This is a genomic window from Pseudomonas simiae (assembly GCF_900111895.1).
GTDB classification, from domain to species: Bacteria; Pseudomonadota; Gammaproteobacteria; order Pseudomonadales; family Pseudomonadaceae; genus Aquipseudomonas; species Aquipseudomonas simiae.
In genome coordinates this window covers 162983-176257 of the sequence record NZ_FOKB01000004.1, presented here as the reverse complement: position 1 = coordinate 176257, position 13275 = coordinate 162983, and the positions used below count along the sequence as shown (strand labels likewise).

10 protein-coding genes are annotated in these 13275 nt (G+C 62.2%); 2 read left to right on the top strand and 8 right to left on the bottom strand.

All coding sequences use genetic code 11. The features are described from left to right. Positions 1-32: 32 nt before the first annotated feature. Positions 33-1658, top strand: a complete 1626-nt coding sequence (locus BMZ57_RS14370; protein ID WP_010210815.1) for a methyl-accepting chemotaxis protein — start codon at positions 33-35, stop codon at positions 1656-1658. A gap of 131 nt (positions 1659-1789) precedes the next feature. On the opposite strand, the gene BMZ57_RS14365 is transcribed toward BMZ57_RS14370, so the two are convergent. From BMZ57_RS14365 to BMZ57_RS14330, 8 genes are all read right to left on the bottom strand, one after another. Next, positions 1790-2767, bottom strand: a complete 978-nt coding sequence (locus tag BMZ57_RS14365; protein WP_069672652.1) for a 2-hydroxyacid dehydrogenase — start codon at positions 2765-2767, stop codon at positions 1790-1792. Then, a complete protein-coding gene (locus tag BMZ57_RS14360) occupies positions 2764-4056 on the bottom strand; it encodes an MFS transporter (protein WP_010210812.1) in 1293 nt (430 codons plus the stop codon). The genes BMZ57_RS14365 and BMZ57_RS14360 overlap by 4 nt, the downstream gene beginning before the upstream one ends. A gap of 45 nt (positions 4057-4101) precedes the next feature. After that, positions 4102-5043, bottom strand: coding sequence for a sugar kinase (locus BMZ57_RS14355; protein WP_042571573.1), 942 nt, complete (start codon positions 5041-5043; stop codon positions 4102-4104). Further along, positions 5036-5818 carry a sugar phosphate isomerase/epimerase family protein gene (locus tag BMZ57_RS14350; RefSeq protein ID WP_042571572.1) on the bottom strand — a complete coding sequence of 261 codons (783 nt, stop codon included), beginning with the start codon at positions 5816-5818 and terminating at the stop codon, positions 5036-5038. Before BMZ57_RS14350 ends, BMZ57_RS14355 begins: the two co-directional genes overlap by 8 nt. 126 nt (positions 5819-5944) lie before the next feature. Continuing rightward, positions 5945-6976 (bottom strand): LacI family DNA-binding transcriptional regulator, encoded by a 1032-nt coding sequence (locus BMZ57_RS14345; protein ID WP_085989256.1) that lies wholly within the window; start codon positions 6974-6976, stop codon positions 5945-5947. Between the two features lie 272 nt (positions 6977-7248). Further along, complete coding sequence (locus BMZ57_RS14340; protein WP_010210806.1) at positions 7249-7890, bottom strand: DUF1345 domain-containing protein; 642 nt, start codon at positions 7888-7890, stop codon at positions 7249-7251. 151 nt (positions 7891-8041) lie between these two features. Continuing rightward, on the bottom strand, positions 8042-11134 hold the full coding sequence (locus BMZ57_RS14335) for a multidrug efflux RND transporter permease subunit (protein ID WP_021491782.1): 3093 nt from the start codon (positions 11132-11134) through the stop codon (positions 8042-8044). A gap of 6 nt (positions 11135-11140) precedes the next feature. After that, positions 11141-12283: an efflux RND transporter periplasmic adaptor subunit gene (locus tag BMZ57_RS14330; RefSeq protein WP_069672651.1), complete on the bottom strand. Its 1143-nt coding sequence runs from the start codon at positions 12281-12283 to the stop codon at positions 11141-11143. Between the two features lie 287 nt (positions 12284-12570). On the opposite strand from BMZ57_RS14330, the gene BMZ57_RS14325 reads away from it, so the two are divergent. Next, the gene (locus tag BMZ57_RS14325) at positions 12571-13272 is read left to right on the top strand and encodes a response regulator (RefSeq protein WP_010210801.1); all 702 of its coding nucleotides are present in this window, start codon (positions 12571-12573) and stop codon (positions 13270-13272) included. Positions 13273-13275: the final 3 nt, after the last annotated feature.

The following is a 13275-nucleotide window of genomic DNA, read 5'->3' as shown; positions in this document are numbered from 1 at the left end:
GCTCGCAAACACTACTTCTGAGAGCCCCCCCTATGTCCCTTCGCCAATTGAACATTGCCCCTCGAGCGTTTCTCGGTTTCGCCTTCATTGCGTTGTTAGTGATTTTACTGGGGGTGTTTGCGGTCAACCGCATGGCACAGATTCGGCAATCCTCAGTGGAAATGACCGCGACCCAACTGCCCAGCGTGACGTCGCTGGGGGTGATCACGGAAAACGTGCTGCGCCTGCGCATCCTGTCGTTCCGCGTGCTGGTCAACCGCGAGCCTGCCAGCCTGCAAGAGGCCGAAACGCGCATAGGTGTGCTCGTTGACAAGGTCAAGACCGCCCAGGCCAGTTACGCTGCGCTGCCCGCCGGCCCGGAAGAAGCCGCGCTGTACAAAACGTTTATGGTCACGCTGGACAACTACCTCAAGGCCCAGGCCGACATGCTCGCGTTGTCCAAGCAGGGCAAAGTGGATGAAATGCGTGCGCTGATCAACAGCCGCATCAAGGACGGCACCGACCAGATGGGCGAGCAATTGAATAAGCTCATCGCCATCAACGTGGCCGATGCCAAGACCGCCGACACTGATGCCGGGCAGAGTTACGACGGCGCGATCACCGGCGTGATTGCGGTTTCCGTCGCTGCCGCATTGCTCACCGTGCTGTTGGCCTGGTTGTTGACCCGCAGCATTGTCACGCCACTGCGCAAAGCCGTAGAAGTCGCTGAAACCATCGCAGGCGGCAACCTGAGCAAAGCGATCGAAGACGACGGCAAGGACGAACCGGCGCGCTTGCTCGGCGCCCTGGCCACCATGCAGGCCAACCTGCGCCAGACCATCCAGCACATCGCCGGCTCGGCCACCCAGCTTGCCTCGGCAGCGGAAGAGTTGAGCGCAGTCACCGAAGAAGCCTCCAAAGGTTTGCAGCAACAGAACAACGAAATCGACCAGGCCGCCACGGCAGTCAACGAGATGACGGCGGCGGTAGAAGAAGTGGCGCGCAATGCGGTGTCCACCTCCGAGGCGTCCAGCCAGTCCAACCAGGCCGCCCGTGAAGGCCGCGACCGTGTGGTGGAAACCGTCGGCGCCATCCAAACCATGACCCAGGACGTACAAAACACTGCGGCGATGATTGAAGGCCTGGCCACCCAGGGCCGCGACATCGGTAAGGTACTGGACGTGATCCGTGCGATTGCTGAGCAGACCAACCTGCTGGCGCTCAACGCCGCCATTGAAGCGGCTCGCGCCGGTGAGGCCGGGCGTGGCTTTGCGGTGGTGGCCGACGAAGTGCGAGCGTTGGCCCATCGCACCGCGCAGTCGACCCAGGAAATCGAGAAAATGGTCGCCGGCATCCAGAACGGCACCGGTGAGGCCGTGCAATCGATGCAGCAGAGCAACCAGCGCACCCAGACCACCCTGGAAATGGCCCGCGCCGCCGGCGTGGCCTTGGAGCAGATCACCCAATCCATCAGCCTGATCAACGAACGCAACCTGGTGATCGCCAGCGCCTCGGAAGAACAGGCCCAGGTCTCCCGCGAAGTGGACCGCAACCTGGTGAACATCCGTGACCTGGCGACCCAGTCGGCGGCCGGTGCCAATCAGACCAGCGCAGCCAGCCACGAACTGTCGCGCCTGGCGGTGGATTTGAATGGAATGGTGGCGCGTTTCGTTATCTGACCTGAAATGCGCTCAAAATGGGGGAGCGGGGGCGTGCTCGCGAATGCAGTGGATCAGTCAAGACGTCTCTCGACTGACACACCGCATTCGCGAGCAAGCCCGCTCCCACATGGGGTTTGTGGTGTCAGAAATCAGCGGTTCCAGGCGTTGGCGTTGACCAGGTTCTTCGGCTTCTCACCGGCCAACGCCTGCAGCAAATTATCCACCGCACATTTGGCCATGGCCTCCCGCGTCTCATGGGTGGCCGAGCCGATATGCGGCGTGGCCACCACGTTGTTCAAGCGCAACAACGGCGAGCTGTGATCCAGCGGTTCCTTCTCAAACACATCCAGCCCCGCTGCCCGAATGGTGCGCTGTTGCAACGCCTCCACCAGCGCGGCCTCGTCGACCACCTTGCCCCGCGAAATATTGATGAAGATCGTCTCCGGGCCCATCCGCGCAAACTGTTCTGCGCCTATCAATTTCTCGGTTTCGGCGGTGAGCGGCAACGTCAGGCAGACAAAGTCGGCCTGTTGCAGCAAGTCGTTCAAGCTGCGGTACTGCGCACCAAAACGCGCCTCCACCGCCGGCTTGGGCGAATGGCTGTGGTAGATCACCGGCATGCCAAAACCAAAATGCCCACGCTGGGCCAGCGCTTCGCCGATGCGGCCCATGCCGATGATGCCCAGGGTCTTGCCATGCACATCGCTGCCGAAATGCGCTGGGCCGATGTTTTTGTTCCATTGGCCGGCGCGGACCATGTCGGCCAGTTCGACCACGCGCCGGGCGGTGGCCAGGATCAATGCAAAACCGGTGTCGGCGGTGGTTTCGGTGAGCACGTCGGGTGTGTTGCTGAGCAAGATGCCGCGCGCGGTGAGGTAGTCGATATCGTAGTTGTCGACGCCGACCGATACGCTGGCCACGGCCTCCAGCTGTGGCGCCAGGTCGAGCAACTTGGCATCCAGCCGTAGGCTGGCACCTAGCAGACCGTGGGCGCCGGGCAGGGCATCGCGCAATTTGGCCAGGCCGGTGTCGTCCAGTGCTTCGATCAGCGTGACATCGGTCTGATCATGCAGGCGGGCCATCAGTGGCGCAGAGAGTTTCTTGTACAACACGACAGACTTTTTCATGCGGTCTTTACCTTTAATTCCAGGTTGGGCGCCGGCGTGCGATCACTGGCGCCGGGCTTGAGAAAAATCGTCAGTACCACCGACAGCAGCAAGGCGCCGCTCATCAGCAGGTACGAAGTACCGGGCGAACCGGTGCTGCTATTGAGGTAGCCCACCAGGTACGAGCCGCCAAAGGAGCCCAGGGCGCCCATGCTGTTGATCAGCGCCATGGCGCCCCCGGCGACGTTGGCCGGCAGGATTTCCGGGACAATCGCAAAAAAAGGACCGTAGGGCGCGTACATGCAGGCGCCGGCAATCACCAGCAAGGTGTAGGACCACCAGAAGTGTTCGGCACCGAGCACGTAGGACGCGTAGAAAGCAATGGAGGCAATCAGCAACGGTGGCCATACGAAACGCTTGCGCTTTTGCAGCTTGTCCGAGCCCCACGACACCGCCAGCATGCCAATCACGGCCGCCAGGTAGGGCAGCGCCGACAGCCAGCCGGCCTCGACCATGTCCATCTGCAAGCCTTGCTTGAGGATCGACGGCAGCCACAACACGAAGCCGTACACACCAATGCTCCAGCAGAAGAATTGCAGGGCCAGGATGATCACCTTGGGCGAGCGGAAGGCTTCGGCGTAGTTCTTCACCGCCTTGATCCCGACTTGCTCGGCGGCCAGCGCGGTTTCCAGGTCCTGTTTCTCAGAGTCGCTCAGCCACTTGGCATCCTTTGGACGCTCATCGGCCAGCTTCCACCAGATAAACGCCCACAGCACGGCCGGCAGGCCTTCGATGATAAACATCCAGCGCCAGCTGAAATGCTGCACCAGGTAGCCTGATACCACCGACATCCACAGCATGGTCACCGGGTTGCCGAGGATCAGGAACGTGTTGGCGCGTGAGCGTTCTGCCCGGGTGAACCAATGGCACAGGTACACCAGCATCGCCGGCATCACCGCGGCTTCGACCACGCCGAGCATGAAGCGGATCACGATCAGCATGTAGGCGTTGGACACCACGCCGGTCAGGGTGGCGAGGCCGCCCCACAGGATCAGGCTGACGAAGATCAGCTTCTTGACGCTGCGCTTCTGCGCGTAGATCGCTCCTGGCACCTGGAAGAAAAAGTAGCCGAGGAAAAACAGCGCGCCCAGCAGTGACGACATGCCGGGGGTGATCATCAGGTCTTCGGCCATGCCGGAGGCGGCGGCGAAGCCGTAGTTGGCGCGGTCCAGGTACGCCAGGCTGTAGGTGATAAAAACGATGGGCATGATGTACCACCAGCGGCGGGTGGCGAGTTTCACGGTTTCCATGGGGTTGCTCCTGAGCTTGTTGTAGTTGTGGCAACAGGTAGTGGGTTAGGCAACGGATCGAATCGGTAACTCTGAACGGGCGGGCAGGCCTTCCATATCGCCACGGCTTTGCACGGCGCGGCTGCCGATCCAGTTGCCGCGCTGTACCGCCTCGGGGAAGCTGAGGTTTTCCAGCAGGGCGCTGATCATGCCCACGGCAAAACCGTCGCCGGCGCCGACCGTGTCCACGACCTTGTCCACGCGCACGGCGGCGACAAAGCCCTGGTCCAAATGAGTGCGGTAGTAGGCACCGTCCGGGCCAAGCTTGATGGCCACGGCTTCGGCGCCTTGGTCGAGGTAGAACGCGGCGATGTCGGCCGGGTCATCGAAACCGGTGAGCAGGCGGCCTTCACCCAGGCCCGGCAAGACCCAATCGGCCAGGCCGGCGAGGGCGTTGATTTCACGGATCATCGTCTGTTGGTTGGCCCACAAGGACGGGCGCAGGTTGGGGTCGAACGACACGCTGCGTCCGGCTTTGCGCATCTGCGTCATCAGCTCCACGGACAACTCACGTGTCGCCTCAGACAGTGCGGGCGGAATGCCGGTGGCATGCAGATGGCGGGCTTGCAGCAAGGCAGGACTGATGGCTGCGATCGACAAATGGCTGGCCGCCGAGCCCTTGCGGAAGTACTCCACCTGAGGATCATCGCCGGTTTCTTCACGGGATTTGAGTTGAAAACCGGTGGGGTGTGCCGGATCGACCGCCACGTGGCGGCAATCCAGGCCTTCCTGGGTCAAGGTGTCGACCACAAAGCGCCCGAGCGAATCGTTACCGACCCGGCTCAGCCAGGCCACCTTGAAACCCAGGCGTGACAGGCCGATGGCGACGTTGCTGTCGGCACCCGCGATCCGTTTATGAAATTGAGCCACGTGGGCCAGATCGCCGGTTTGCTCGGCGACAAACATCGCCATGGTTTCACCAAACGACAGGATATCGATCTCAGACATAAGCACGCTCCGCACGAGGTTGGCCCAGCAGGGTGAGGGTGGCGACCTGCCGCGCGGTGACCGCGACCAGGTCATCGCCTTGCAGCGGGAATTCCACGGCCCGGCTAATACCTGGAGTCATGTGCTTGAGCAGTTGTTCCCACAGATGCAGGTCGGTGGCGCCAGGCGGCATGGCCACCAGCTTGCCGTCGGCGCGGCGGGCCACGGCCTTGCAGTGCAGGTAATCCACATGCCGGCCCAGCAGGCGTGCAGCGGTGAGGGCGGATTGGTCTTGCCACTGCCAGTTGCCGATATCGAAGGTCATCTTCACCGGCAGGCCCAGGCGTTCCACCTCGGTGAAAAAGCGCTGCATGGGTTCGATGCGGCCGCCGTGCAAGGTCTGGTCGTTCTCTACCAGCAGTTGAACCGGGTGGCGGTTGAGCAGGGCGTGCAGGCTTTCCAGGTCGTTGGTGTCGGTGAAGTAGCCAAGGGAGACTTTCAGCCAGCGTGAGCCGAACGCCTGCGCTCGATCGAGGGTGGCCGCGAGTTCTGCATTCGGTTGGGCGCGGCCGGCGACCCACAGTTCCAGCGGCGATGAAAACACCGATTCCAGGCCATGCTCGGCAGTGGCCTGGGCCAAGGCTTTGGGTTGCTCGACGGTCAGCAATTCTTCACGCCATTCGATACGTTGGGCGCCGGCGGCCCTCAGCAGCTCGACAAAACTCAACTGGCCCTGCTGGCGGACGAGGTCGGCGCCGTAGCTGGAGAGGCTGATTGAAACGGGGTATTTATGCATTGTTGGTTACCTCTGAAACCGGTTTCATTTTTTCTGAAAAAAATACTTTCCGTAGGCGCGAGCTTGCTCGCGAAAAACCTGAGAGCGCCGCGTTAAACCAGGATCGCTGCGCTATCGTTGGTGTTTTTAGCGAGCAAGCTCGCTCCTGCAAGGGGTTGTGGAGCCTCGGATGATCAGTTGGGGCATGAAGTCCAGGGTGCGGGTCGGCGTTGTGTCACCGCGCAGACGTTTGAGCAAACAGTCGAAGGCGCTGGCACCAATCGCTTCGGTCGGCTGGGCGAGGGCGGTAATACCGGTGCCTACCAGCGGATACCAGTCGAGGTCATCCAGGGCGATCAGGCCGATGTCGTCGAACAGGTTGCAACCCAGGTTCTTCAGGGCGCGGGTGCAGGCCAGTGCTGCGACGCCGTTGGCACAGAACAGCGCCTTGGGGCCAGGTTTTGCGAGAAAGGTCTGCAGGTGTTGTTGCAGCGCGTCATCCAGTTCTAGCACGGCGCCGGTCAATGCCGGGCGGCTGGCAATCTCAGCCTTGAAACTCTCCAGGCGTTCCAAGCGTGAACTGGTGCCATCGGTGGGTTCGCTCACCATCAGCACATCGCGATAACCCTGCTGCTCCAGGTGTTCTACCGCCATACGCACTGCCGCCGGGTTGTCCAGACCAACCAGGTCGCTGTGCAGCGGCTCGACCTTACGGTCCACCAGCACCAGGGGCATTTCCCGTTGCAGTTCCAGCAACTGGTCGAGGTGATGGCCGAGGGTGTTCACGATCAGCCCTTCGATGTTGTAAGAACGCAGGGCCGCCAGGTGCTGGCGCTCTTGTGCGTCATCGCGGTCGGTGTTGCACACCACCAGGCTATAACCGTGCTGGCGGCAAGCGGTTTCGACACCGTGCATCACGGCAATGGAATAGGGGTTGCGGATATCGGCCACCAGCATGCCGATCAGGCGGGTGCGGCCACGTTTGAGACCACGGGCCATCTGGTTGGGGCGGTAGCCGAGGTGTTCGATGGCTTGCTCGATGCGCAGTGCAATGGCATCGGAGAGCAGGGCGCGGTCGTCGCCGATAAAGCGTGACACGCTGGCCTTGGACACACCGGCGCGCTCGGCCACATCAAGCATGGTCACACGGCTGCGCTGGGCGGCAGAGAAATTGTTCACGGTCATCGACCTTCTGTTTTTATTGGAATGACTGAAACCGGTTTCAGGAAACCATCAAATGAGGAAAGTCGTCAAGCTGTTGTAGGACAAAGTCAGATGACCGGTGCGTCAAACTGCCACATGCAGCCAGGTCGCTATCAGCAGCAACAGGGCCGGTGTTGGCTTCCTCGGATAAGTCGATTCAGTTGTGCGTGCCCATAAGGCACCGAGACGGACTAAGTGAAGCGATTAGCGCCCAGCGTGTGTGGGGCGTCTAGCAGGTGTGTGCCGTGTCAGCCGAACAGTCCGGCGGCAATATTGATCGAAAACCCCAGGATCGCCGTGTTGAACAAAAAACCGATCAACGATTGGCCCAGCACCACTTTGCGCATGGCCCGGGTGGCGACGCCCACATCGGAGGTCTGCACCGCTACACCGATGGTGAAGGAAAAGTACAGGAAGTCCCAGTAATTGGGCGTAGTCAGGCCCTCGGCAAAGCGCAACGCCGGTTCCTTGCCGTCCCAGGTGTAGTAAAGGCGGGCGTAGTGCACGCTGAAAATCACCCCGATCAGCAACCACGATCCGATCACCGTCAACCCGGTGAACCCGTAGTGCAGCAGGCGCTCGGCATTGGCCAGATCCTTGCTGCCCACCAGCTCGAACGTGATGGTCGCCAGGCTGGCAATGGCGGCGATGCATACCGTGAACAGCACCAGGCCGGCATTTTCATCTTCGATCTCGGCGATGCGCTTTACGTCCTCGGCCTTGGCGCGGCGGGTCAGCCACAGCATCAGCACCAGGTAGGTCCAGACGCCGGCGTTCCAGCCGATGAGGACTTTGCTGACCAGCGTGTCGGCCGGCACCAGGATGCCCACGGCAATCCCGAACACGGCGGCGGCGGAGAGGCGAGGGTGGGTGCGGGCGAGGAAGGGCATGAGGGCTCACAAATCACGGTATGTGAGCAGACTGTACCCGATCCTTGTGGGAGCTGGCTTGCCTGCGATGCAGCCACCTCGGTACATCAGGCATACCGAGTTGATGCCATCGCAGGCAAGCCAGCTCCCACAGGGGAAAGGGAAAATTGTGCTAGCGGCTTTTTTTCTTCACCAACTTCATCACCACCACAAAGAACACTGGCACAAACACCACTGCCAGCGTCGCCGTAATCATCCCGCCAATCACCCCCGTACCAATCGCTTGTTGACTGGCCGAGCTGGCGCCGGTTGCAATCGCCAGCGGCACCACGCCGAGGATGAACGCCAGGGACGTCATGATGATCGGCCGCAGGCGCAAGCGCGCAGCTTTCAAGGTAGCGGTGACCAGGTCTTCACCCTGGTCATACAGGTCCTTGGCGAACTCGATGATCAGGATCGCGTTCTTCGCCGACAGGCCGATGATGGTGATCAGGCCAACCTTGAAAAACACATCGTTGGGCATGCCGCGCAAGCCCACCGCGATAACGGCGCCGAGAACACCGAGCGGCACCACCAGCAATACCGAGGTGGGGATCGACCAGCTTTCATACAGCGCCGCCAGGCACAGGAACACGATCAACAGCGACAAGCCCAACAGCAAGGGCGCTTGAGCGCCGGACAGACGTTCCTGCAACGACAAACCGGTCCATTCCTGGCCCAGGCCTGCCGGCAACTGGCTGACCAGGCGCTGGATCTCGTCCATCGCTTCACCGGTACTGTGGCCCGGTGCCGCTTCGCCGGAAATCGCGATGGCCGGGTAGCCGTTGTAGCGGGTCAGCTGCGTCGGGCCCTGGGTCCATTTGGCTTCGACAAAGGCCGACAGCGGCACCATCTTGCCAGCGTTGTTGCGCACGTTGATTTTCATCAAATCCGCCACCTGGCTGCGCTGGTCGCCTTCGGCCTGTACCACCACCCGCTGCATGCGGCCCTGGTTGGGAAAGTCGTTGATGTAGGCCGAGCCGATGGCCGAGGACAGCACATTGCCCACGTCGGCGAAGGACACGCCCAGCGCGTTGGCCTGCTTGCGGTCCACCTCCAACTGCACTTGCGGGGCTTCGGCCAGGGCGCTTTCGCGGACGTTGGCCAGGATCGGGCTTTTCTCAGCGGCAGCCAGCAATTCGGTACGCGCCGCCATCAACGCGGCATGGCCGACGCCCCCCCGGTCCTGCAGGCGGAACTCGAAACCACTGGACGTGCCCAGGCCGTCCACCGGCGGCGGCAGGACCGCGTAGGCAATCGCATCCTTGAGCTCGCTGAAGGCCATGTTGGCGCGGTCGGCAATCGACGAAGCCGAATCATCGCTGCTGCGCTCAGACCAATCCTTGAGCGTGGTAAACGCCAGCGCCGCGTTCTGCCCCGAACCGGAGAAGCTGAAGCCCATGATCATGGTGGTGTCGCCCACCCCAGGTTCCTCGGCGTTGTGCGCTTCGATCTGCTCGGCCACCTGCACCGTGCGGTTCTTGCTCGCGCCCGGCGGTAGCTGGATGTCGGTGATGGTGTAACCCTGGTCTTCCACCGGCAGGAAGGAGGAGGGCAGGCGGCTGAACATCCAGCCCAGGCCTACCAGCAGCACCAGGTAGATCAGCAGGTAACGGCCGCTACGCTTGAGGGCATAGGCTACCCAGCCTTCATAGCGGTCGGTGAGCTGTTCAAAGCGCGTGTTGAACCAGCCGAAGAAACCGCCCTTGGCATGGTGCTCGCCCTTGGCGATCGGCTTGAGCAAGGTGGCGCACAGCGCCGGGGTCAAGGTCAGGGCGAGGAACGCCGAGAACAGGATCGAGGTGGCCATCGACAACGAGAACTGCTGGTAGATAACCCCCACCGAACCGGCCATGAACGCCATCGGCAGAAACACCGCCACCAGCACCAGGGTGATGCCGATGATGGCCCCGGTGATCTGGCCCATGGCCTTTTTCGTCGCTTCCTTGGGCGACAGGCCCTCGGTGGCCATGATGCGCTCGACGTTCTCCACCACCACAATGGCGTCGTCCACCAGGATACCGATGGCCAATACCATGCCGAACATGGTCAGTACGTTGATCGAGAAGCCCAGCAACAGCATGGTGGCAAAGGTGCCCATCAGGGCTATCGGCACCACCAGCGTCGGGATCAAGGTATAGCGCACGTTCTGCAGGAACAGGAACATCACCGCAAACACCAGCGCCATCGCTTCGAGCAGGGTATAGACCACCTTGGTGATCGAGACCTTGACGAATGGCGAGGTGTCGTACGGGATCTTGTACTCCACATTGGCCGGGAAGTAGCGCGACAGCTCGTCCATTTTCGCCCGCACCAACGTCGCGGTGTTCAGGGCGTTGGCGCCCGGCGACAGCTGTACGCTGACGGCGGTGGACGGCTTGCCGTTCAGGCGTGTGGAGAACTGGTATTCCTGGCTGCCCACTTCAACCCGCGCCACATCGCCGATGCGCACGGTCGAACCGTCCGGGTTGGCTTTTAGCACGATATCGGCAAACTCGGCGGGCGTCGAAAGCTGGCCCTTGACCAGGATTGCAGCGGTGATTTCCTGGGTGTTGGTGCCGGGCAAATCCCCGATGCTGCCGGCCGAGACCTGGGCGTTCTGCGCGCTGATCGCAGCGTTCACGTCGGCCGGCGTCAGGTTGAAGCCGATCAATTTCTGCGGGTCGATCCAGACGCGCATGGCGCGCTCGGCACCATACAGCTGGGCCTTGCCCACACCGTCGAGGCGCTTGAGTTCGTTCATCACGTTGCGCGCCAGGTAGTCACTCAGCGCCACGTCATCGAGCTTGCCGTCGTTGGAGGTGAGCGTCACCAGCAGCAGGAAGCCGGCGGAGACTTTCTCCACCTGCAAGCCTTGCTGGGTCACCGCCTGCGGCAGGCGCGGCTCGACCGCCTTGAGGCGGTTCTGCACGTCCACCTGAGCCATTTCCGGGTTGGTGCCCGGTTGGAAGGTGGCGGTGATGGTGGCCGAACCGAGGCTGCTCTGGGACTCGAAATACAGCAGGTGATCGGCGCCGTTGAGCTCCTGCTCGATCAGGCTCACCACGCTTTCATCCAGGGTCTGCGCCGATGCACCGGGGTATACCGCGTAGATCTCCACTTTCGGCGGCGCGACGTTGGGGTACTGCGCCACCGGCAGTTGCGGGATCGCCAGCAAACCGGCCAGCAGGATAAACAGGGCGACCACCCAGGCGAAGATCGGGCGGTCAATAAAGAACTGCGGCATGACGGGTTATTCCTTTACGAGCGGGCTGTCGTCCACTTCAACGTTTTCACCGGGGCGCGCGTGTTGCAGGCCTTCGACGATGATGCGGTCACCGGGCTTGAGGCCGCTGCTGACGATCCAGCGATCGTTGATCACCGCCCCCAGCTCGACCGGCTGTTGGCTCACGGTCTGCTCGGCGTCCAGCAGCAACACCATCGGGATACCGGCGCTGTCACGGGTGATGGCGCGTTGCGGCACGCTGATGCCTTGTTTGTCGACCGCTTGTTCCAGGCGCACCCGCACAAAGCTGCCGGGCAGCAGGTCGAGGTCGGGGTTGGGGAACTCGCTGCGCAGGATGATTTGCCCGGTGCCAGGGTCGACACTGATCTCGGCAAACAGCAACTTGCCCGGCAATGGGTAGAGGCTGCCGTCGTCCTCGATCAGCGTAGCCTTGGCCTGGTCCTGGCCGACCTGCTTCAAGCTGCCGGCGCGGAAGGCGCGGCGCAGGTCGTTCAGTTCGCGGGTGGACTGGGTGAGGTCGGCGTGGATCGGATCCAGTTGCTGGATGAGCGCCAGCGGTGTGGCCTCGTTCTGGCCGACCAGCGCGCCTTCGGTGACCAGCGCCCGGCCAATGCGCCCGGAAATCGGGGCGGTCACGGTGGCGTAGCCCAGGTTCAAGCGCGCGCGTTCGACGGCGGCTTTGTTGGCGGCGACCTCGGCGTTGGTCTGGCGCACGGCGGCGCGGGCGTTGTCGTAGTCCTGGCCGCTGATGGCATTGCCTTCCACCAACTGGCTGTAGCGCTGTTCCTGCAGGCGCGCCTTGAAGGCATCGGCCTCGGCCTTGCTCAGGTTGGCCTGGGCGCTGTCGAGGTCGACCTTGAACGGTGCGGGGTCAATGCGAAACAGCACGTCGCCCTGTTTGACATCATGGCCTTCCTTGAACACCCGTTGCATCACCACGCCTGCGACCCGTGCGCGCACTTCGGCGATACGCGGCGCGGCAATGCGCCCGCTGAGTTCGCTGGTGATGGCCAGGGGCTTGGCTTCAAGGGTTTCGACGCGCACTTTGGCCAGGGGCATTTCCGGCGCCTCGGCGGCGGAGTCGCCACATGCGCTCAGGGCCAGGGTGAGGGCCAGCAGGCAAAATGGCGCAAACAGATTCTTCGACATGCTTTTATCCCAATATTGACTGGCGCATCCTAAAGTCACCTGCGCCTTGGTGCTGTGAAGCTGTGTAGCTCGTCTGTGAAGAAATGTAAGGTGCGACCCATAGTCGGCAGAGGGCGTATATCCTTGCACAATCCTGCAAACAGCAACGATCAATGTGGGGGGCGGGCTTGCCCGTGAAAGCGGTATATCAGCCAAAAAATCTGCTCACTGAACCACTGCTTTCGCGAGCAAGCCCGCTCCCACAAGGGTCTGTGCACAGCCGACGAACCGCATTATTTGGAAACACCATGCCCAACATCCTCCTGGTGGAAGACGACGCCGCACTCTCCGAGCTGATTGCCAGCTATCTGGAACGCAATGGCTACCACGTCAGCGTGCTCAGCCGTGGCGACCACGTCCGCGAACGCGCGCGCCTCAACCCGCCGGACCTGGTGATCCTCGACCTGATGCTGCCCGGCCTCGACGGCCTGCAAGTCTGCCGCCTGTTGCGCGCTGACTCGGCGGGCCTGCCGATCTTGATGCTCACCGCCCGCGATGACAGCCACGACCAGGTGTTGGGCCTGGAAATGGGCGCCGACGACTACGTGACCAAGCCTTGCGAGCCACGGGTATTGCTGGCGCGGGTGCGCACGTTATTACGGCGCAGCAGTTTGTCCGAGCCCCAGGTGGCCAACGATCAGATCATCATGGGCAACCTGTGCATCGACCTGTCGGAGCGCACGGTGACCTGGCGTGAGCAGCCGGTGGAGCTGTCCAGCGGCGAGTACAACCTGCTGGTGGTGCTGGCGCGGCATGCAGGCGAAGTGCTGAGCCGCGACCAGATCCTGCAACGCCTGCGGGGCATCGAATTCAATGGCACTGACCGTTCGGTGGACGTGGCCATCTCCAAGCTGCGCCGCAAGTTCGACGACAACGCCGGTGAGGCGCGCAAAATCAAGACGGTGTGGGGCAAGGGCTACCTGTTCAGCCGTTCCGAGTGGGAATGCTGAGCC